The 20,906-nt window shown below is 73.2% G+C and carries 14 protein-coding genes; 6 read left to right on the top strand and 8 right to left on the bottom strand.

Translation table 11 applies throughout. The features are described from left to right. The first annotated feature begins 217 nt into the window (after positions 1–217). On the top strand, positions 218–910 hold the full coding sequence (locus ACZ66S_RS26605) for an ABC transporter ATP-binding protein (RefSeq protein ID WP_469904040.1): 693 nt from the start codon (positions 218–220) through the stop codon (positions 908–910). Beyond that, positions 907–3,255, top strand: coding sequence for an ABC transporter permease (locus ACZ66S_RS26600; RefSeq protein ID WP_469904039.1), 2,349 nt, complete (start codon positions 907–909; stop codon positions 3,253–3,255). Before ACZ66S_RS26605 ends, ACZ66S_RS26600 begins: the two co-directional genes overlap by 4 nt. Positions 3,256–3,258: 3 nt before the next feature. On the opposite strand, the gene ACZ66S_RS26595 is transcribed toward ACZ66S_RS26600, so the two are convergent. Continuing rightward, positions 3,259–4,428 carry an alanine--tRNA ligase-related protein gene (locus ACZ66S_RS26595; protein WP_469904038.1) on the bottom strand — a complete coding sequence of 390 codons (1,170 nt, stop codon included), beginning with the start codon at positions 4,426–4,428 and terminating at the stop codon, positions 3,259–3,261. Positions 4,429–4,635: 207 nt separating this feature from the next. Further along, positions 4,636–5,007 (bottom strand): ANTAR domain-containing protein, encoded by a 372-nt coding sequence (locus tag ACZ66S_RS26590; RefSeq protein WP_469904037.1) that lies wholly within the window; start codon positions 5,005–5,007, stop codon positions 4,636–4,638. Between the two features lie 207 nt (positions 5,008–5,214). Here ACZ66S_RS26590 and ACZ66S_RS26585 point away from each other — a divergent pair, with 207 nt between their 5' ends. Both ACZ66S_RS26585 and ACZ66S_RS26580 read left to right on the top strand, forming a co-directional pair. Next, the gene (locus tag ACZ66S_RS26585) at positions 5,215–6,174 is read left to right on the top strand and encodes a helix-turn-helix transcriptional regulator (RefSeq protein WP_469904036.1); all 960 of its coding nucleotides are present in this window, start codon (positions 5,215–5,217) and stop codon (positions 6,172–6,174) included. Positions 6,175–6,269: 95 nt separating this feature from the next. Continuing rightward, on the top strand, positions 6,270–7,982 hold the full coding sequence (locus ACZ66S_RS26580; protein ID WP_469904035.1) for a hypothetical protein: 1,713 nt from the start codon (positions 6,270–6,272) through the stop codon (positions 7,980–7,982). A gap of 79 nt (positions 7,983–8,061) precedes the next feature. Here the strand turns inward: ACZ66S_RS26580 and ACZ66S_RS26575 are convergent, their stop codons facing one another. The 6 genes from ACZ66S_RS26575 to ACZ66S_RS26550 all read right to left on the bottom strand — a co-directional run bounded on the left by ACZ66S_RS26575 (position 8,062) and on the right by ACZ66S_RS26550 (position 18,307). Then, positions 8,062–8,703, bottom strand: coding sequence for a cutinase family protein (locus tag ACZ66S_RS26575; RefSeq protein ID WP_469904034.1), 642 nt, complete (start codon positions 8,701–8,703; stop codon positions 8,062–8,064). Positions 8,704–8,785: 82 nt separating this feature from the next. Then, positions 8,786–10,018 carry a PucR-like N-terminal domain-containing protein gene (locus ACZ66S_RS26570; protein WP_469904033.1) on the bottom strand — a complete coding sequence of 411 codons (1,233 nt, stop codon included), beginning with the start codon at positions 10,016–10,018 and terminating at the stop codon, positions 8,786–8,788. A 122-nt stretch (positions 10,019–10,140) separates the two neighbouring features. After that, entirely contained in the window at positions 10,141–11,064 is a 924-nt protein-coding gene (locus tag ACZ66S_RS26565) for an alpha/beta hydrolase (protein WP_469904032.1), read from the bottom strand. Between the two features lie 16 nt (positions 11,065–11,080). Then, a complete protein-coding gene (locus ACZ66S_RS26560) occupies positions 11,081–15,031 on the bottom strand; it encodes a beta-ketoacyl synthase N-terminal-like domain-containing protein (protein WP_469904031.1) in 3,951 nt (1,316 codons plus the stop codon). Further along, a complete protein-coding gene (locus ACZ66S_RS26555; protein WP_469904030.1) occupies positions 15,028–16,740 on the bottom strand; it encodes a fatty acyl-AMP ligase in 1,713 nt (570 codons plus the stop codon). Before ACZ66S_RS26555 ends, ACZ66S_RS26560 begins: the two co-directional genes overlap by 4 nt. A 25-nt stretch (positions 16,741–16,765) precedes the next feature. Further along, complete coding sequence (locus ACZ66S_RS26550; RefSeq protein WP_469904029.1) at positions 16,766–18,307, bottom strand: acyl-CoA carboxylase subunit beta; 1,542 nt, start codon at positions 18,305–18,307, stop codon at positions 16,766–16,768. A 615-nt stretch (positions 18,308–18,922) separates the two neighbouring features. Here ACZ66S_RS26550 and ACZ66S_RS26545 point away from each other — a divergent pair. Further along, complete coding sequence (locus tag ACZ66S_RS26545; RefSeq protein WP_469904333.1) at positions 18,923–19,252, top strand: DUF485 domain-containing protein; 330 nt, start codon at positions 18,923–18,925, stop codon at positions 19,250–19,252. Further along, positions 19,246–20,838 (top strand): solute symporter family protein, encoded by a 1,593-nt coding sequence (locus ACZ66S_RS26540; RefSeq protein ID WP_469904028.1) that lies wholly within the window; start codon positions 19,246–19,248, stop codon positions 20,836–20,838. The genes ACZ66S_RS26545 and ACZ66S_RS26540 overlap by 7 nt, the downstream gene beginning before the upstream one ends. The last annotated feature ends 68 nt before the right edge of the window (positions 20,839–20,906 follow it).

Genomic DNA, 20,906 nt, shown 5'->3' with positions numbered 1-20,906 from the left:
CGCCCATTCTCGCCGCCCCCTCGAACCCGGCGCGTCCGCCCACGCGACCAACGCCCCCTCCGGCGGGCGTACTTCGCAGGGATGACCCCGCCCGCCGGTCCTCCGCACGGAGGGCCCTGTCTCGGTGCCGCGGCCGACGCGCCCGGGGCCCGTCCTTCCCTACCTTCACCAGGCCGGCAAGGACACGACTCGACGACGGACAGGACGGGCACCTCCCATGACCGCAGTGATCGAACTGAAGGGCGCGGCCAAGCGCTACGACCAGGCCGGCGCACCCGCGCTCGGACCGCTCGACCTCTCCGTGGCCCAGGGCGAGGCCCTCGCCGTGACCGGCCCCTCCGGCAGCGGCAAGTCCACGCTGCTGAACCTCGTCGCGGGCCTCGACAAGCCGACCGAGGGCACCGTGACCGTCGACGGGCAGCGGGTCGACCGGCTCGGCGAGCACGCCCTGGCCCGGTTCCGCCGGGAACGGATCGGCATGGTCTTCCAGTTCTTCAACCTCCTCGACGACCTCACCGTCCTCGACAACATCCGGCTGCCCGCCCAGCTCACCGGGACCGCCCGGCGCCAGACCGAGACACGGGCCCACGAGCTCATGACGGTCCTGGGCATCGAGAAGCACGCCCGCGCCTACCCCGGCCGCCTCTCCGGCGGTGAGCGCCAACGGGTCGCCGTGGCCCGGGCGTTGGTGAACCGCCCCGCCCTGCTGCTCGCCGACGAACCCACCGGCGCCCTCGACACCGCCTCCGGCCACGACGTCCGGGAACTCCTCGTCGACCTGCACCGCGGCGGGCAGACCATCGTGCTCGTCACCCACGACCCGGCCCTGGCCGAGGCCTGCGCGAGCCGCACGATCCACCTCGTCGACGGCCATGTCGCCCTCGACTCCCGTACGGAGGCCGTGCGATGACCGGTCCGCTCGTCCGCGTCGTACGCTCCGGGGTGGGCCGGCGCCGGGTGCAGACCGTCGTCATCGCCATCGCCACGATGATGGCCGTGGCGGCGGCGGTGGTCGCCGGTTCCCTCATGGTCGTCTCGGACGCGCCCTTCGACCACGCCTTCGCCGAGCAGAACGGCGCCCACATCACCGCCGAGTTCGACCCGGACAAGGCCGGCGCCGCGCGGATCGAGGCCACCGGGAAGCTGGCCGGTGTCACGGCGAGCGCGGGACCGTACCCCACCACGATCCTGCGGGCGACCGACTCCGCCGGCCGACAGCCCCCGGCCATGACCCTGGTCGGCCGCACCGGCCCGCGAGCCGCCGTGGACGACCTGGACCTGACGGCCGGCCGGTGGGCGAGGAGACCGGGCGAGGTCGTGCTGAGCTCCTCCTACCAGGGGCCCGCCTTCAAGGTGGGGGACACCCTGACCGCCTCCGGCACCACGCTCACGGTCGTCGGCTTCGCCACGTCGGCCGGCAGGACCGCCGACGTGTGGGCGACTCCCGCACAGGTGCGGGCACTCGCCACGAAGGACAGCCCGGTCAGCAGCCAGATGCTCTACCGCTTCGACTCGGCGGGCTCCAAGGACGAGATCGCCGCGGACCGCAAGAAACTCGTCGCCGCCGTCCCGTCCGGGGCGCTCCTCGGCACCCGGTCCTACCTCGACACCAAGCGCGCCGCCGACCAGGGCGCCGCCCCCACCATCCCCTTCCTCGTCGCCTTCGGGGTCCTCGGCATCGTCATGTCGGTGATCATCGTCGGCAGCGTCATCAGCGGCGCGGTCGGCACCGGACTGCGCAGGATCGGCATCCTCAAGGCCATCGGCTTCACCCCGCGCGAAGTGGTCCGCGCCTACGTGGCCCAGGCGCTGATCCCGGCGAGCGTGGGCATCGCGCTCGGAGTCGTGCTGGGCAACCTGCTGGCCGTACCGCTCCTCGACGACACCGAGCAGGCGTACGGCACCGCCTCCCTGTCCGTCGCCTGGTGGGTGGACGTCGTGGTCCCCGCCGGGGCGCTGCTCGTGGTCGCGATCGCGGCCCTCGTCCCCGCGCTGCGGGCCGGACGGCTGCGCACGGTCGAGGCCATCGCCGTCGGCAGGGCCCCGCGCACCGGACGAGGCCGGCGGGCACACCGCGCGGCGGGCCGGCTGCCGCTGCCCCGAGCGGTGACCTACGGCCTGGCCAGCCCCTTCGCCCACCCGGTCCGTACCCTCGCGATGCTGCTCGCCGTGGCCTTCGGCACGATCGCGGCGACCTTCGCCGTCGGGCTCACCTCCTCGCTGAACGAGGTCAGTGCGATGCAGGACCCCGAGAACCGCTCCGCGGTCACCGTGTTCACCGGCGGTCCGGGCGTCGCGGGCGGCGAACACGTCCCGGCGCCCGGCACCCCGGAGCCCGAACCGGCCGACCCGGCGAAGGTGAGCGCCGCCATCGAGGCACAGGCGGGCACCGCCTCGTACTACGGGGTGGCCCAGCAGGACGCCACCGTGGCCGGCGTGTCCGGAACCGTCCGGGCCACCGTCTACCGGGGCGACTCCACCCGGGGCGGCTACGCCATGATCTCCGGCCACTGGCTCGACGGAGCCGGCCAGGTCGTCGTGCCCGGCCGGTTCCTGGACAGCACCGGCACCGGGATCGGCGACACCGTGCGCGTGACCGTCGGAAAGGAGACGGCCACCCTGAGGATCGTCGGGGAGGCCTTCGACACCTCGGACGACCCCCTGGAGATCCAGGTGAGCAGCGCCGACTTCCCCGCGACGAAGCCCCAGGTGTTCCTGGTCGACGTGCAACCGGACGTCACCGCGGCCGAATACGCCGAGAAGCTCGCCGCGCGGGTCGAGCCCCTCGGCGCCGACGCCCGGGCCAACTCCCCCTCCCAGCAGGACAACTTCGTGTTCATCCTCAACACGATGGCCGTGCTCCTGACCCTGATGCTCGTCAGCGTCGCGGGCCTGGGCGTCCTCAACTCCGTCGTCCTGGACACCCGCGAGCGCGTCCACGACCTGGGCGTGTGCAAGGCGCTCGGCATGTCGCCCCGGCAGACCGTGAGCCTCGTCCTCGCCTCGGTGGCCGGCATCGGTGTGCTCGGCGGCCTCGTCGGCGTCCCCGCCGGCTACGCGCTGCACGGCTTCGTGCTCCCGGTGATGGGACACGCGGCGGGCACCGAACTGCCGAGGTCCGTCCTCGACGTCTACGACACCCCGCAACTGGTCCTGCTGGGACTGGCCGGTCTCGTCATCGCCCTGCTGGGCGCGCTGCTCCCGGCGGGCTGGGCGGCGCGGGCCCGGACGGCGACGGCGCTGCGCACGGAGTAGCCGTCACCCCTCTCCGCGCAGGCTCAGCACCAGGTCGCGGGGCAGGCCGTGGGTGTCGTGGAGGTAGTCGTAGTCCTGCTCGCGCAGCGGCCCCCGGTACCGCGGCCCGGACAGCAGCCGCCGGCCGCGCTCCAGCAGCCGGTCGAACCGGCGTTCCTCCTCCAGCAGCACGTCCCGCACGCGTTCCGTCCCGGGGCCAGTGCGGAAGTGGTCCAGCGTGTGCTGGAGGAGCTCGACCGGCAGGTCGGAGAGGGTGCGGGAGGGATCGTCGCGCCGCAGGGCGGTGAGCAGCCGGCGGACGAGGCGGCGCAGGACGTAACCGCGGCCGGTGTTGGACGGCCGCACCCCGTCGCCGATCACGACGACGGCGGAGCGCAGGTGGTCGCAGACCAGCCGCAGCGACGGCACGTCGAGCGGCCACAGGGGCGGCAGCAGACGGGTCCAGGGCTCGAACAGATCGGTCTCGTAGACCGAGTCGCGGCCCTGGAGGACGGTGACCAGGCGTTCCAGCCCCATGCCGGTGTCGATGCCGGAGCGCTCCAGGAGCTGGAGCGAGCCGTCCTGGAGGCGCCGGTAGCGCATGCAGACGTGGTTCCAGATCTCCACCCAGCGCGGATCGGTGGTGGGGGTGCCCCGGGGCGGGGTGCCGCCGGTCCACACGAAGATCTCCGAGTCGGGTCCGCACGGGCCGACCGGCCCGTTGGACCACCAGTTGTCCTCCCCGGTGCGTTCCACGGGGACCTCCAGCTCCTCCCAGGTGCGCAGGGAGTCGAGGTCGGGGCCCACCTGCTCGTCGCCGCCGAAGACCGTGACGTGGAGTCGGTCGTGGGGGATGCCGAACCCGTCACGCAGCAGCTCGTACCCCCAGCGCAGGCTCTGCGGGTGGCCGTAGTCGCCGAGCGACCACGAACCGAGCATCTCGAACACCGTCAGATGGGTGGAGTCACCGACCTCCTCGAGATCGGTCGTGCGCAGACAGCGCTGCACGTTGACGAGCCGGCGGCCCCCCGGGTGCGGGCGGCCCTCCAGATGGGGGGTGAGCGGATGCATGCCCGAGGTGGTGAACAGCACCGGGTCCCCGGGCGGGGGCAGCAGCGTGCTGCCCGTGATCAGGTGGTGTCCGCGCTCGCGGTAGAAGTCGGTGAAGACGCGCAGGGTGCGGTCGGTGTCCATGGCGGGGTCCTTCGGTCTCGTGGGACCGGAAACGACCATGGGAACAGCGCGACGGAATGTCCCGCACCGGCGGTCCGTTTCCGGCCGCCGGGGGAGAGGGGGAGGTCAGGCGTCGGCAGCCGGCGAGCTGGTCGCTCGCGCGGCTGCGGTGGACGTACGGCTGACGGTCTCCATGCGGTCAACGGTACGCACGGCCCGCCCGGCCCGTCACTCGGTTTTCCCGGAGAAGGCGCCGTCGTAGCGCCTGAGCCGCTGCTGGGGCCGCAGCAGCGGCCGGCCCCCGTGCGTGGCGTGCGCCTCGACCAGCGCGGCCCGCAGCGCCCGGCGGATGTCCGCGGGCAGGCCGCCGGCGTCGGGCCAGCGCACGACATGCCGGGCGACGTCCCGCAGCTTGGTGTTGGTGTGCTGGGAGACCGTCTTCAGGACCTCCCACCCGTGCTCGGGGCGGAGACCGCTGAGGGCGACGACGACACCGATGGCCTGGTCGACGACGGCGTGCGAGACGAGGGCCTGCCGGAGCTGGGCTACTTCTTCCTGCAGTTCCTCGATCTTCGCAGCCAGCTCTTCGTGTTGCGTCATGCCCGGCCCTGCCGCCCTCTCCCCCTTGTCGCCCGGCGACTCCGACGGTCGCCGCCCGGTCCAGCGTGCCCGCCCCGGCCGCCCGTGACGAGCCAGTGGACGCACACCCTGTGACCTGGAAGGACAGAAAACGAAACCGGCCCGCAGCTTCGCGACGTTCGCGGGTATGTGCGATTGAGGAGCAGAGAGAGGGAGGCCCCTGCCGCAATGGAGACGCTGACGTTCGACAGCGACGATCTGGACCGCACGGAGGAGTTCCTCAGCCATGCCTACGCGAGGATGCGCATCGGCAACGGCACCCCGGACAGCAGCCGGGCGCGGATCCACCGCAGCGCCATCGACTCGGTCAGCGTCGACGAGCTCGACCTGGACTTCGACATGAGCTACGCGGTCACCCCGCTGGGCCGGATCTGCCTGTGCGTGGTCCACGAGGGCACCATCGAGGACCACGTCTACCAGGGCGTCTCGGACGCCTTCGGCCCCGGCGACGTGGTGTCCTTCGCCCCTCCCGAGCTGTCCTACGCCGGCCGTATCCACGCGGCCCGCTACAACATCACCATGCTGGACCCGGAGCTGCTCAACCAGGTCGCCGCCACCGCCGACCCCCGGCGCACGGAACCGGTCCGGCTGACCGGGCACCGGCCGCTCACCCCCGCCGCGGGCGACCGGCTGCGGGCGACCATCCGCTATGTGCAGGACCACGTCCTGGCGGAGGCCGCCGTCGCCGACCAGCCGCTGGTGGCCTCCACCGCCGCCCAGCACCTGGCCGCGGCCGTCCTGGCCACCTTCCCCAACACCGCGTCCACCGACCCCACCGGCCCCGAACGCCAGGACGCCCACCCCGCAGCCCTGCGCCGCGCCCTCGCCTACATCGACGACCACGCCGACCGGCCGCTCACGGTCGTCCAGATCGCGGAGGCGGCCCACATCAGCGTGCGCGCGCTCCAGTACGCCTTCCGCCGTCACCTGGACAGCACCCCGCTCGCCCACCTCCGCCAGGTCCGCCTGGCCCACGCCCACGACGAGCTGACGGCGGCCGACCCCGAGACCGGGTCCACGGTCACCGACATCGCCGCCCGCTGGGGCTTCTACCACCCGGGCCGGTTCGCCACCCTTTACCGGCACACCTACGACCGCTCACCGCGCCGTACCCTGCGCGAGGACTGAGGCCGCTCTGCGGCTGGTGACAAAGGGTCCACCGGGCCCTGCGTTCTTGTGAGCAACTCCGGAGAGCGCGGCCCGCGCCGCCCTACGGTCCCCGCATGAACACGAGTCGCAGCAGAGGAAGCAGGTGGCGCACCGCGGCGCTGGCGGTGCTGCTCACCACCGGGGCGTTCACCGTGTCGTCGCCGGCCGCCCAGGGAGACAGCGCGAGAACCGAGACGGCCGTGGCCACGAGCGGCGGTGTCACCGAGACCCTGGTACGGGTGCGGGTCCCGCTGCCCGCGTCCTTAGGTGCCCGGCCCGCGGCGTGCGACTGGCTGTCGTACCTGCGCTACCGGTCCGCCGACGGACCCGCGGCACCGGCCGACGCCGACCGGGTCCTGATCGCCCAGCCGGGCGTCCTGGAAGGCGCCGGAGCCTTCGACAGCGTCGCCCGCACCACCGTGGCCCGCGCCGCCGAGCAGGGCCGGCACATCGAGTTCTGGGCCCTGGACCGGCGCTCCAACTGCCTGGAGGACCGCACCGGCATCGCCTCCGGCGACCAGCACACCGCCGTCGACTACTACTACCGCGGCAAACAGGTCCAGGGCCGCACCTTCGCCGGGTTCGTCGGCGACGACAGGCTCGGCTGGATGGCGCGGCTCGGCATCGAGCAGACCGTCCGCGACGAGTACGACCTGCTCACCGCCGAACTGCCCGACCCCGGCGTCCGCAAGGACAAGGTGCTGTGCGGCGGCCACTCCCTCGGCGGAGTCGTCACCGGCTACTTCGCCGCCGCCGACTTCGACGGCGACCCCGCCACCACCGCGGACGCCGGCCAGAACCAGTGCGCGGGGTACTTCGCCCTGGACACCACCGTCTCCACCTCCCTCGGCGACCTGAGCGGCAGCATCCCGGACGACACCAACCTGCCCGACGTGGGCCTCGGTTACGGCGTCGTCCAGGCCGGACTCGACAGCGGAGTGCTCCCGCGCTCCCTGTCCGCGCCCGTCCTGCTCAACCCCGAGACGATGACCCTGCTCGCCATCGCGGGCGTGGGCGCCCTGCAGGACCCCGGCGGCGAGGCCGACCTGCCGGGCTATCTGCCCGCCAACACCAACATCGAGGCCACCAACCGCTTCCTGTTCTCCAAGGACACCGCCACCTTCCTCACCGGCTCACCCGCCGTGAAGGACTTCCGGCTCACCAACGAGGCGGTGCTCGGCGCGCTCATGGACGACCAGTCCGTACCGCTCGCCTTCCTCCAGAGCAGCGTCGGCTTCTTCGACGGCGGCCCGGTCACCGACAAGAACTTCCCCGTCACCAACGGGAGTTCGTCGCAGCCGGGCCTGTTCGGCACCGAGTACAAGGCGATCCCCGCCGTACCCCACGGTCCCCTCTACACATGGCGCAACTACGACCGTGTCGGCGATCCGGACGACCCCGGGTACCGGTCGTCGGACGGGACGCCGTTCACCGCCGCGGGCAAGGAGGTCACCGACATCCAGGAGCTGGCCCGCAGCATGGCCGCGCAGCCGCTGGACTTCACCGAGCAGTACTTCCCGACCAAGCTCGTCACCGACCTCGAACTGTCCACCTCCCCGCAGGTGAAGCGGCTCGTCGTGCACCCGGACGGGCTCACCGCCCATCCGACGCTCACGGTCCTCGCGGGTGACGGACTGCTCGCCGGGCGGGTCCCCGCCGACCTGCACCCCGTGGTCGCGGACGGCTACCAGCACCTCGACGTGCTGACGGCGGCGCCGGTGCAGAACGACGGACGGCCCGAGCCGGTGTCCACCGCGCTCGCGGAGTTCGCCAACACGCCCCGATAGTCCGGCAGTCCAACAGCTCGGCAGGGGGAAGGGCCCGGGAGGAAGTCCTCCCGGGCCCTTCCCCCTGCGGTCGTTCCGCTCAGAGCCTGCCCGCTGCGAAGGTCGCCGCCGCGTCGGCGTTCGCCGTGTAGCCGAGATGGGCGAGCGTGTCGTTGCCGCCCGCCTCGCAGACGGGGTCGCCCTTGGCGCAGAAGTCGACGGTGCGGCTCTGGTACGTGCCGGTGACGCTCTTGCCGATCGCCCGGATCGGGTTGCCGAACAGCAGCACCGCGGCGACCCGTGGCTCCAGTGCGGCCGGAATGGTGGCCACGATGGGACTTCCGACCACCGCGCCCGCGCTGCTGATGCCGATGGAATTGTCGACGACGTTCGCGCCCTGCGAATAGCCGACCAGAACGAAGCGCTGGTTCGGGCAGGCGGCAGCCTGGCTGTTCACGTGGTTCACCAGATCCGCGTTGCCCTGTGCGGCCGAGGTGAGGGAGAGGTCCGCGGGGTAGTCCACCTTGTAGCCGGACAAGGTGCGGCCGGTGATTTTCCGCTGGAGTGCGGAGTAGACCGGGTCGCCGACGATCAGCCCGAGGGTGCCCGGCTCGAACGTGCCACGAGCGGCCACTACGTCGATGTCCGAGCAGGCCGCGGCGGCCGCCGGGGGTGCCGGGAGGGTGGCCACGGAGGCGCCGCCGACCAGCGAGAGCGCGGCGAGGCACAAGCGAATACGCATGGGGGGATCCTTTGCGGGTGGGGCGTGTGAAAACGCCTGTGGAAAGGATGTCCCGAACGTATTCGCTGGACCATGTCCGGTGTTATGGACGGGAATTCAGGAATTCCTCGCCCTTTTGTGCGGTGGTGAGTGCCAGAATGAGATCGAGGCGCGAACCGGGATCGTGCAACGCGTCCCCGAACACCTTCTCGAGCTGTCGCAGCCGATAACGCACGGTCTGCGGATGCACATGGAGGCGGGCGGCCACGTCGGGCACATTGCTGCCGCTGAGCAGCCATCCCAGCAGCGTCTCGGCGAGCCGCTCCCGCTGCCCCTCCGACACCGCGGCGAGCGGCGCCAGGACCCGTCCCCGGAGCTGGTCGAGCATCGGTTCGTCGCTGTGCAGCAGCAGGGTCGACAGGTGGTCCGCGCAGCGCACCACGCCTTGCCGGGGGAGGATCCCCCGTCCCATCAGTCCGAGGGCCCGGGTGGCCCAGCGCAACGACTGGGCGGCCTCGGCGAGTGGCACCGTCGGCCCGATCGCGGCCGGCCTCCCGCGCAGGGCGAGGCTGAACGCCCGCCCGCCGAAACGCCCGGAGCCGTCCGGGTCGGGGATCAGCATCCGCGGCGGCCGCGATCCCATGTCCACCAGGGCTCCCGCGGTGGCCAGCGGCCAGTCCTCCTCGCGCTGGTCCGGGGTGGCCGCCAGTGCCACGACCGCGACCTGTTTCGGCACCGACCACCGGGCCCCGTGCGCCAGGTCCTGCACCGCCGCCGGGGCGAGCGGCCCCTCGTCGAGCAGCAGGTCCAGCAGGCGTCTGCGCCGCCGTTCCAGCTCGTCGGTGTTGTGCGCGCGGGTCTCGGAGTACCCGGCGGCCGCCGCCTCCGCGACCTCGTGCACCGTGCGGAAGGCCAGCTCGCCCAGGGCCGTGATCACCGCGGAGTCGAGGCCGAGTTCGTCCGCGGTGCGGCCCATCAGCCGCCAGGCGTGCAACCCCCCGACCCGCAGCGCGCACTGCAGGGCGTCCAGGCTGCGCCCCTCCAGGGCCTCGCCGCGCCCGAGTTCGTAGTACGTCGCCGCGATCGCGTCGCCGCGGCCGCGCGGGTCGGCGATGTGGTCGACGAAGAGGGTCAGCGCCTGCACCACACCGGCTCTGAGGTTCTCCCGGTAGGTCCCGTCGGCCGGGCGCGCGTACTCGGGCACCTGGCGGCGGACCTCCTCCTCGACCTCGTCGGCGACCTCCTCCAGTTGGGAGCGCAGCAGTTCGGCGAGATCGGGCGGTACCGGGCCGGCACCGAGGTTCTCCGGAGCACCGTGCGGGACGGGGGTGGCCAAGGCGGACCCTCCTTTCACCCGGAAGCGGCTCACCCGCGGGCCGTTGCCCGTGGGGCGGGGCGTGAGTCCTGTGTTGGACGGGCGGCCCCTGCGTTGCGTTCCGTGCCCCGACGGCAGCGACTTCACTCCGGCACCCCCAGCCCACGGGCGAGCATCGGCCACGAGGCGCTGAACTCCCGCTTCCAGTACGCCCAGTCATGCCCTCCGCCCGCGTAGAAGTGCGTGGTGACCGGGATGCGCAGCAGTGCGAGCGTGTCGGTGAAGCTGTGCGCGGAGAGCCACAGGGCGCTCTCCAGGGCCTCGGGCAGCCAGTCGCCCGTGCCGCCCGCGAGTCCGCTGCCGCCGGAGACGTACAGGGCGGTGCCGCGCAGCCCCGTCGAACGGTCCCGCGGGTTGAAGTCGCGCCAGGTGAGCAGGTTCAGGAACGGGTTCCCCCACAGGGACGTGGGCGCCAGGTTCTCGCGGGCCACGATGGCGTCCACGAGGGTGGGCACACCGGGCGCCATGGTGTCGAGGATCCCGCTGTAGGAGGCCGCCGCGGTGAACGCGCCCGGGTGCCGTGCCGCGTGTGCCATCGCGCCGTAGCCGCCGGTGGACACCCCCGCGACGACCCGGGTCCCGGAGGCCCGGTAGTCCCGGGCCAGCAGCGCCGGGACCTCCTCGAGCTGGAAGGTCTCGTAGTCGGGCCCGCCGCGCCAGGCGGTGGGGATGCCCGTGGGACCCGCGTCGGGCATGGCCACGATCAGGTCCCGGCCCTCGGTGAAGGCCTCGATGTCCGTCTCCCGGGTCCAGGACGTGTAGTCGTCGTGGGCGCCGTGCAGCAGGTACAGCACCGGGTAGGTGCGGGTGGGATGCGCGTCGAACCCCGACGGCAGGATCAGCCGCACCGGGGCGCTGCGGCCCAGGGCGGCGGAGGGCACGGACACGTCCCTGGTGCGCGACCCCAGCGCGGCGGCGGTCCGGGCGCCGAACAGGACGGCCAGACCGGCGCCGGCCGCGGCCTTGGTGACGGTACGTCGGGACACTGCGGTGGTGGGTCGGTGCATGGCGGCTCTCCTCGGGTCACGTTCGGCGGGTCCCTGCGGCGAGCTCGCGCCCCAGGTGGGCGGCGATCTCGTCGACGTGCGGCGGGTCGAGCAGCGACAGGTGGTGCCCGGCGACCGGTACGACGGTCAGGCGCGGGCACACCTCGTCCCAGCCCAGCGCCCGGTCCTCCCGCTCGTAGGCCGGGTCGCGCACGGTGTGCGGGGCGGGCTCCGTGGCCCGGTACAGGACCACCGGCCCGTCGTGACGGCCGGGCGTGTGGGCCTCGCCGATCCGCAGGTCCAGGTAGGAGGAGCGCTGGTGGGCCAGGGCGGCGGGCGGCACGTCGGCGGCCGCGCGCAGGATGCCCAGCACGGTGTCGATGCGTTCGCCGTCGTCGTCCATGGCGACGAGGTCGTCGTACGGCAGGTCCAGCGGGACCCCGTAGGTGTCGTGAACGTGGCGGGCGAAACCCTCGAAGTGGGCGCGGAGCCGGTCGGCCGGTGTGCCGTCGGGCCGGGGGAGGGGGCGTACGGAGTCGATGAGGACCACGAGCTCCACGTCCCGGCCCGCGGCGGTGAGGTGCCGCGCGGTCTCCTGGGCGACGAAGCCGCCGAAGGACCAACCGCCCAGCAGGCAGGGCCCGTCGGGGTGGACGGCCATGACGGCCTCGGCGTAGCGGCGCGCCTTCTCGGTCACCGTCGGGGCGTCCTCGAGGCGTTCGAGTCCGTACACGGGCCGGTCCCCGCCCAGGCGTTCGGCGAGGGTCCGGTAGACGTCGGTCGTTCCGCCGGCCGCGTGCACGAGGAACAGCGGCGGCCGGGTCCCGGTCACGCGCAGCGGGCGCACCGGGCCGGTCCGCATCCGGTCGGCCACCTCCTGGACCGTGGTGGCGCCGAGCAGGTCGCGCAGCGGCAGCTCGACGGCGAACTCCCGCTCCAGGGCGGTGCGGACGCGGACCGCCATCAGCGAGTCGAGCCCGAGACCGGCCAGCGCGGTGGCGGGGGTGATCCGGCCGGCGGGATGGCCGGTGACGGCGGCGATGTGGTGGCACACACGGGCGGCGACGGAGGTGTCCGCCGCGGCGCGCACCCCCTCCCCGGCCGGTGCCGTCGGGGATGCGGTGGCCTGCGCCGGTGCGGCCCCGCGTCCGTCGGTCCACCAGTGCCGTACGTGCTTCCAGCGTGGCAGGGGCAGGTCGACGACCCGTCCCGGCGGCAGCGGCAGTCGTCCGCCCGCGCAGTACAGGGCCCCCAGTCGGGTGAGGAAGTCGGCGCATCCGTCGGCGTCCCGGCGCAGGGTGGCGATCGCGACGGCGCCGGGCGCGTTCTCGGTGACTGCCCCGCCGAGCACCGGGTGGGGCGAGATCTCGACGAAGACGGTGTGACCGTCGGCGGCGGCCGCGGCGACGGCCCGGTCCAGGCGCACGGGCCGCCGCAGGTTGGCGGCCCAGTGCGCGGCGTCGAAGACGCTGTCGCCGCGCGGGTCGTCCAGGACGGTGGAGTAGACGGGCACCCGGGGCGCCCTGCCGCCGACATCGGAAAGGGCCTCGGTCAACTCCGGCAGCAGCGGCTCCACTTGGGGTGAGTGACCGGCGCCGACGACCCGCATGGACCGGGCCGTGCGCCCCTGTTCCTCCAGCCACCGCACGAGTCGCGCCACCGCCCGCTCCTCACCGGTGACGACCTTCTGTCCCGGCGAGGAGTGGACGGCGACATGCACACCGGGGAAGTCCCGGGCCAGCGCGTCGAGTTCACCGTCGTCGAGGTCGACCACGGCCATCGCCCCGCCCCGCAACCGGCTGAGCAGCCGGGCCCGGACGGCGACGATCCGGGCGCCCTCGGCCACGTCCAGGGCGCCCGCGCACACCGCGGCGGCCACCTCGCCGAGCGAGTGGCCGATGACGGCGGCGGGCTCGACGCCGTAGGAGCGCCACAACTCGGCGAGCGCCACCTGGAGTCCGAACAGCACCGGCTGAGCCACCTCCAGCCGGTCGAGCTCGCCCCCGGACGCGAGACGCTCGGACAGGGACAGTCCGCACTCCGCGTCGAGCTTCTCCACGGCGGCGGCGAAGGCGGGCTCCTCGGCCAGCAGCCGGCGTCCCATCCCGGCCCACTGGCTGCCGTACCCGGAGAAGACCCACACCGGGCCGGGCCCCACGAGATCGCGGTCACCGGTCACGACCCGGTCGTGCGGTCGGCCCTGCGCCAACGCGTGCAGCCCGTCCGCGAGTTCGACCCGGTCCCGGGCGACGACGGCCGCCCGCACCCCGCCGCGGCCGGCGCGACCCGCCAGTGTGCGGGCCACGTCGGCGGGGTGTGCGGCCGCCGTCCGGAGCCAGTCGGCGAGCCGGGCCGCGGCGTCCCGCAGCCGCTCCTCGTCCATGTCGGACAGCGGATGGAGCCGGGCGCCGGGTTCCTCGGCCGGGCGCGGCGCCAGCACGCCGGGCCGCCATTCCTCCAGTACGGCATGGGCGTTGGTGCCGCCGAACCCGAACCCGGAGACACCCGCGGTGGCCGTACCGGCGTAACGCGGCCAGGGCTCGCTCTCGGTGACCACGCGCAGGCGCACGTCGTCCAGGGCACTGCCCCCGGCGCCGTGCAGAGTCGGCGGGATGACGTCGTGGTGCAGGGCCAGCACGGTCTTCACCAGCCCGGCGATGCCCGCGGCGGACTCCAGGTGCCCCAGGTTCGACTTCACGGAGCCGAGCAGCAGCGGCTGGTCGGGGTCGCGGCCCGCGCCCAGCACGGCACCGAGCGCGCCCGCCTCGATGGGGTCGCCGAGGGGGGTGCCGGTGCCGTGCGCCTCGACGTAGTCGACGCGCGTGGGGGTGAGTCCGGCCCGCGTGTACGCGGTGGCCAACAGGGCCTGCTGGGCTGCCGGGTTGGGGGCGAGGAGGCCGTTGGAGCGGCCGTCGGAGTTGACGGCCGTGGCACGGACGACGGCGAGCACGCGGTCGCCGTCCCGCTCGGCGTCGGACAGCCGCTTCAGGAGCACGGCCGCGCACCCCTCACCGCGTCCGATGCCGTCGGCGTCCGGCGAGAACGGCTTGCACCGGCCGTCCGGGGCGAGGGCACCCGCCCGCCGGAACGCCAGGGAGACGGTGGGGGAGAGCAGCAGGTTGACGCCCGCGGCGATCGCCGTGTCGCTCTCGCCGGTGCGCAGGCTCACACAGGCGTGGTGCACCGCGACCAGCGAGGAGGAGCAGGCGGTGTCCACGGCCATGCTCGGCCCGCGGGTGTCCAGCACGTACGCCAGCCGGCCCGCGGTCACGCTCAGGGCTCCGCCCGCCGGGGCCCAGGGGTCGACGGCCGCCGGGTCGGCGCCGGTGAGCGAGCCGTACTCCGGGGCGGACACCCCGACGAAGACGCCGGTGGCGGTGCCCGCGAGGGCGGCGGCCGGGACGGCGGCATGGGCGAGGGCCTCGTGGACGACCTCCAGCAGGATGCGTTGCTGCGGGTCCATGACGGCCGCCTCGCGCGGGCTGATCCGGAAGAACTCCGCGTCGAACCCGGCGATGTCGTCGAGGTAGCCGCCGTAGCGGGGCGTCTCCTCGGGCGGGAAGGGCGTGAAGTCGCGCCAACGGTCCTCCGGGACCGGTCTGATCGCGTCGACGCCGTCGGTCAGCAGCCGCCAGTAGTCCGCGGGTCCGTGCACCCCGCCGGGCAGACGGCAGCCGAGACCGATGACGGCGACGGGCTCCGCGGCGGGAGCCGCCGTGGCGTGAACGGGCGCCAGGATCCCGGACGGCGTACGGCACAGGTGCGCCACCAGCGCCTCACCGGTGGGTGCCTCCCACAGCAGCGTCGGCGGCAGTTCCCGTCCCGTCAGCCGGGAGAGGTCCCCGGCGAGTACGACCGCGTCCCGCGAGGACATGCCGAGGTCCGCCAGCGGCCGGTCCATCGGCACGTCCGCGACGGCCGTGCCGGTCCACCCGGCGACGCGCCGCGCGACCAGCCGGCGCACCGCGTCCGCGTCCACGGCCCTCACGCGGCACCCCCCGCCGCGTAGGCGCCCGCCAGGTACCGCTCACGCGTCAGCGCCCGGGACACCTTGCCGCTCGACGTCCGCGGCACCGTGCCCGGCGGGACGAGCAGCACGTCGGCGAGCCGCACGCCGTGCCGCCCGGACACGGCCGCGCGCACGGCCCGCACCAGAGCCGGTACGTCGATGTCGGCGGGGTTCGTGGCCCGCGTGTGCTCGGCGACCACGACCACCCGCTCACCGGAGTCGCCGGCCACCCCGAACGCGGCGAGCCGGTCGCGCCGTACCGCCGGGTGCGCCTCCTGGACGGTGGCCTCCAGGTCCTGCGGATAGTGGTTGCGCCCGTCGACGACGACGAGGTCCTTCAGCCGGCCGGTGACGATCAACTGCCCCTCCAGGACCGTCCCCAGGTCACCGGTGCGCAGCCGGCCGTCGGTGCCGAAGACGCGCCGGGTCTGCTCGTCCCGGTTCCAGTAGCCGCGGCCCACGTTGGGGCCCCGCACCTGGATCTCGCCGACCTCGCCGTCGGGCAGCCGGTCGCCGGAGACCGGGTCGACGACGGTGACCTCCTGTCCCACCGGCGTCCCGCAGCCCGCCAGCAGCACGGCCCGGGGATCGTCGGGCCGCGCGGGCAGCGCCTTGCCCTCGGCGAGCGCGTCCCGGTCGAGGGCGAACCGGCGCACCGGCTCCCCCGGCCGGGCCGCGCTGACGAACACGGTCGCCTCGGCGAGGCCGTACGACGGGCAGTGGGTCGTGGCCCCGAGTCCCTGCCCGGCGAAGGCGGCCCGGAACCGGTCGGCCGTGGTGGGGCGGACCGGTTCGCTGCCGTTGATCAGCGCGACGACCCCGTCCAGCCGCAGGTCCGCCTTCTGATCCTCGGTCACCGCCGAGGCGCAGTAGTCGTAGGCGAAGTTGGGCGCCGCGCTCAGCGCCCGCGGGTGGGCGGACAGCAGCCGCAGCCAGCGCGCGGGCTCGTGCAGGAAGGCGGCCGGGTCCATGAGCACCGACAGCAGCCCGCGCACGACCGGGGCGGCGACACTGAGCACGAGCCCCATGTCGTGGTAGAGCGGCAGCCAGCCCACACAGGTCACCTGCTGGACGTCGGCCCCGTAGGCGCCCAATGCCTGCCAGGCGTTGGCGACGACGTTGGCGTGGCCGATCTCCACCCCGGCCGGGGTGCGCGTCGACCCGGAGGTGTACTGGAGGTAGGCGATCTCCCCTCCGGGAGGCGGGAGTTCGAGCGCGGCGGCATCCGGCACCTCGTTCACGGCGATGACCCGCGCGGGTGAGTCTTCGCACAAGTCCCGTGCCTCCTGCATGACCTGACTGGTCGTCAATACAGCGGCGGGGCGCGCGTCGGCCAGGACGGCCGCCAGCCGGTCGCCGTGGCCGGGCAGACCGGGCGGATACATCGGTACGGCGACCATGCCGGCCGCGAGCGCCCCCAGGAACCCGGTGACGTACTCCAGCCCCTGGGGGCACAGCACCGCGACCCGCGCCCCCGGCTCGGCCTCCTCCGCGAGCCTGGCGGCCACGGCCCGAACGCGCACGTCGAGCCGGCGCCAGGTCAGGGTGCGGTGCACACCGCGGGAGTGCGGGGCGGGGTGGTCGACGAAGGTGAACGCCCGGCGGTCCGGGGTGGTGCGGGCCCAGTGGTGCACGTACTCCGGCAGACTCCGGAACGCGGGGGCGAGCGGGGGACGGCGGATGTCCATCGGGCAGGTCTCCTCGCGGGGCAGGTCAGAGCGGGATGTTGCCGTGCCGGCGTTCCGGCATCGGGGCGCGCTTGCCGCGCAGCGCACGCAGGGCACGGCAGATGTGGGCACGGGTGTCGCGCGGGGCGATGACGGCGTCGACGTAGCCGCGCTCGGCGGCCGGGTAGGGCGTCCCGTGGGTGTTCTCGTAGGCGTCCACGAGACGGGCCCGCAATGCCTCGGGCTCGTCGGAGGCGGCCAGTTCACGCCGGTGCAGGACGCCCACCGCGCCCTCGGCGCCCATCACCGCGATCCGGGCGGTGGGCCAGGCGAGGTTGACGTCGGCGCCCAGGTGCTTGGAGCCCATCACCGCGTATCCGCCGCCGTACGCCTTGCGCACCACCACCGTCACCTTGGGCACGGTCGCCTCGGCGTACGCGTACAGGAGTTTGGCGCCGCGCCGGATGATCCCGGCGTGTTCCTGCCGGACCCCGGAGAGATAGCCCGGCACATCGGCGAAGGTCAGCAGCGGGATGCCGAAGGCGTCGCAGAACCGTACGAACCGCGCGGCCTTCTCGGAGGCGTCGATGTCCAGCACCCCGGCCGCGTGCAGCGGCTGGTTGGCGACGACTCCGACGGACGTGCCCTCGACGAGGGCCAGCGCGCAGATGATGTTCGGTGCGAACAGCTCCTGGACCTCCAGGAGTTCACCGTCGTCGACGACCGCCCGCAGGACGTCCCGCATGTCGTAGGCCTGCCCGAGCCGGTCCGGCACGATCTCGTCGAGCGGCACGTCGGTCGGGGGCGGCAGCGGGGCGTACCGCGGCGGCCGCTCCAGGTTGTTGACGGGCAGGTACGACAGCAGCTCCCGTACGGTGTCCAGGGCCTCGGTCTCGTCGGCGGCGAGGAAGTGGGCGTTGCCGCTCAGGGAGTTGCTGGTGCGGGCGTTGCCCAGTTCCTCGGCGTCGGCGCGCTCCCCGGTCACCGCCTCGATGACGTCGGGGCCGGTGACGAACATGTGCGAGGCACCGTCCACCATCACGGTGAAGTCGGTGATCGCGGGGGAGTAGGCGGCCCCGCCGGCGCAGGGGCCGAGCACGACGGAGATCTGCGGGATCACCCCGGACGCCTGGACGTTGCGGCGCACCAGCTCGGCGTAGAGGGCGAGCGAGACGACGCCCTCCTGGATGCGGGCGCCGCCGCCGTCGTTGAGCCCGACGACCGGGCAGCCGGTCCTGAGGGCGAGGTCCATCAGGGCCACGGTCTTCTCGCCGAAGGCCTCGCCCATGCTGCCGCCGAAGACCGTGGAGTCCTGGGAGAAGACGCACACGGGCCGCCCGTCGACCGTGCCGTACCCGGTGATCACGCCGTCCCCGTACGGGCGGTCGGCGTCGTCCCCGGACGGCCTGGCCCGGACGAACAGACCGGTCTCGGTGAACGAGCCGGAATCCAGCAGCAGGTCGATCCGCTCCCGGGCGCCGAACTTGCCGCGTCTTCTCGGGCTGTTCCCGGCCACGGCCTGCGCCCGGCGGGCTTCGAGCGCGAGGACGCGGTCGGCGGTGCGGTCGGGCAGACGTGTCGTCGTCACCTCTAGTGTCACAGCCACCTCCGAAGTGGCCTTCGAATATGGCAGCGCCTCCTGCGCGGGCCGAGCCCCGAGCCGTTCTGTTTGCGCGAGGTGAGTCCCGGGAGGCCGCCCTTGCTCCGTCGGTGACAAGGCCCGTGCGTGACGGGGGCACGCACTGTGCGCTGCATTTGAGACAACCTGGCCGACGGGAAGGTGCGGACCTATTCCGGAGGCCCGCCTTTTCGCAGGCCGCGGGAAGCCGGGTGCGTGAATCCAACCACGTGAATGAGTCAGTTTCCCGATTCGGTCCAACCCGCCGGTTGATAGTGCGACGGGCGCGCTGCAACAATCCCGGTCCTGGCCTCGTCGCCAGCCCCCGACCCCACGGCCGACCGCCTGACAAGGCTTGTCGTCAAGCGCGCAATTCGAAGCGCGCGAATTCCAGATTCACGATTCCCCCACAGTCCGCACAATGCATGACTCCGGCGTGCCTTTGATGCGACGACCGGCGCGGCAGCAAAGAAGGTGCATGTGTCACGGCACTCCACGGGACTCGGCGGGCCGCCGAGCCCCTTCGACGCGGGACCCGGACCGGCCCACCGGCCCTCGGTGTCCCGCCAGCCCGCCTACTAGTCGCTGCGCCGCGGCCACCGGCGCTTCGGCGTCCGGGCCACGGCTGTCGCCGTCGGCGGCTTCCTGCTGTACGTCCTGCTGTCCAGCTTCGCGCCCGGCCTGATGAACACCCCCGTGAGCGGCCATCTCACGGTCGGACTGGCGCTGGGACTCGGGCAGTTCGCGCTGATGGGCGTGATCGTGTGGCGCTACCTCGTGCACATGCGCACCCGGGTCACCCCCGTGGTCCGCGGGCTGCGCGGCCTGGTCCGCCACCACCGGAGCGCCGAGCGCGAACGCGCCGCCTTCGAGGCGCGCACGGCCCCCCGCGAGGAGGAGTTCCGCCCATGGTGACGACCGGTGCCTCCGTAGTGGACCGCCTCAGCCTCCAACTGACGCTCGTGCTCTTCCTGTCCGTGGTCGTCGTGACCCTGTTCACCGCGTTGCTGACCGCACCCCAGCGCGACGAGATCGGGGAGTTCTACCTCGGCAACCGCGCCATGTCCCCGCTGCGCAACGGGCTGGCGATGTGCGGCGACTACCTGTCGGCGGCCACCCTCCTCGGCAGCACCGGACTGGTCGCCCTGACCGGCTACGACGGACTGCTCTACCTGTGCGGCACCGCGGTCGCCTGGATGATGGTCCTGCTGCTGATCGCCGAACCCCTGCGCAACACCGGCCGGTTCACCCTCGGCGACACCCTGGCGCTGCGCCTGTCCCGCATGCAGCGGCCGGTCCGCCTGGCCCTCGCGCTGTGCACGCTGGCCATCGCCACCCTCTACCTGGTGGCCCAACTCGTCGGCAGTGTCGCGCTGTTGACGCAGTTCACCGGCGAGCCCGGTACCGCCACCCGCACCCTGTGCGTCATCGTCATCGGCACCGTCGTCATCGTCTACGCCGCCATCGGCGGCATGCCCGGCGCCACCTTCATCCAGGTGATCAAGGCGGTCATGCTCGTCTGCGGTGTCACCGTGGCCGTCGTGATGGTGCTGCACCGCTTCGACTGGAACGTCGAGAACCTGCTCGCCGCGGCCGCCGACAACAGCGGACAGGGCGGGCGGTTCCTGGAGCCCGGACTGCGCTACGGAGCCGGCGTCACCAGCAAACTCGACTTCCTCAGCCTCCAGTTGGCCATCGTGCTCGGCCTCGCCGCCCTCCCGCACGTGATGATGCGCCTCCTCGCCCCGAAGTCGGCCGACGTGCTGCGCAGCTCCGTGGTGTGGGCCATGGGCCTGGTCAGCTTCGTCTGCCTGGCGGCCGGCGTCCTCGGCCTCGGCGCCACCGCGCTCCTGACCGGCGACACCATCGCGGAGAAGGACCGCACGGGAAACGCGGCCTTCCTGCTGCTGGCCCACGAACTCGGCGGCGCGGTGCTGACCGCCCTGCTGTCCTGCCTCGCCTTCGTCACCCTCCTCGCGGTCGCCGCGGGCCTCACCCTGGCCGCCGCCTCCTCGCTCGCCCACGACCTCTACGGCGAGGTGATCCGCAAGGGCAGGGCCACGGAGACGGAGGAGCTGGCCGTGGCCCGGCTCGCGGCGGCCGTCATCGGCGTGCTCGGCATGCTGCTCGCGCTGGTCTCCTGGGGCGCCAACTCCGCGACCCTCGCCTTCCTCGCCTTCGCCATCGCCGCGTCCGCCCTTCTCCCGACCCTCGTCTACACCCTCTTCTGGCGACGGTTCACCGCCCAGGGCGCCCTGCTGAGCCTGTGCGGGGGCCTGCTCACCTCGGTGCTGCTCGTCGTCTTCTCCCCGGTCGTCTCCTCCGTCCCGGCCTCGCTCTACCCGGACGCCGATTTCGCCTGGTTTCCCTTGCAGAATCCCGGAATCGTCTCCATCCCGGCCGGCTTCCTGCTCGGCTGGCTGGGTTCGGTACTCAGCGCTCCCGAAGCAAAGGAGACATACGAGGACTTCGAAGTGCGCACCCTTGTCGGAGTCGACTAGCCGATTTCCCCCGACTTTTCCGAGAACTGTGTGGCGAACACGTGGATATTTCGTCGACAGCGGAGCAC

It is taken from the genome of Streptomyces sp. NPDC107471 (assembly GCF_055582845.1).
This window is presented reverse-complemented; position numbering and strand designations above follow the sequence as displayed.

What these genes read in the sequence shown, in the direction of transcription:
- ACZ66S_RS26605 (WP_469904040.1), top strand. Translation starts at nt 218, where the DNA reads ATGACCGCAGTGATCGAACTGAAGGGCGCGGCCAAGCGCTACGACCAG.
- ACZ66S_RS26600 (WP_469904039.1), top strand. Translation starts at nt 907, where the DNA reads ATGACCGGTCCGCTCGTCCGCGTCGTACGCTCCGGGGTGGGCCGGCGC.
- ACZ66S_RS26595 (WP_469904038.1), bottom strand. Translation starts at nt 4,428, where the DNA reads ATGGACACCGACCGCACCCTGCGCGTCTTCACCGACTTCTACCGCGAG.
- ACZ66S_RS26590 (WP_469904037.1), bottom strand. Translation starts at nt 5,007, where the DNA reads ATGACGCAACACGAAGAGCTGGCTGCGAAGATCGAGGAACTGCAGGAA.
- ACZ66S_RS26585 (WP_469904036.1), top strand. Translation starts at nt 5,215, where the DNA reads ATGGAGACGCTGACGTTCGACAGCGACGATCTGGACCGCACGGAGGAG.
- ACZ66S_RS26580 (WP_469904035.1), top strand. Translation starts at nt 6,270, where the DNA reads ATGAACACGAGTCGCAGCAGAGGAAGCAGGTGGCGCACCGCGGCGCTG.
- ACZ66S_RS26575 (WP_469904034.1), bottom strand. Translation starts at nt 8,703, where the DNA reads ATGCGTATTCGCTTGTGCCTCGCCGCGCTCTCGCTGGTCGGCGGCGCC.
- ACZ66S_RS26565 (WP_469904032.1), bottom strand. Translation starts at nt 11,064, where the DNA reads ATGCACCGACCCACCACCGCAGTGTCCCGACGTACCGTCACCAAGGCC.
- ACZ66S_RS26555 (WP_469904030.1), bottom strand. Translation starts at nt 16,740, where the DNA reads ATGGACATCCGCCGTCCCCCGCTCGCCCCCGCGTTCCGGAGTCTGCCG.
- ACZ66S_RS26540 (WP_469904028.1), top strand. Translation starts at nt 19,246, where the DNA reads ATGGTGACGACCGGTGCCTCCGTAGTGGACCGCCTCAGCCTCCAACTG.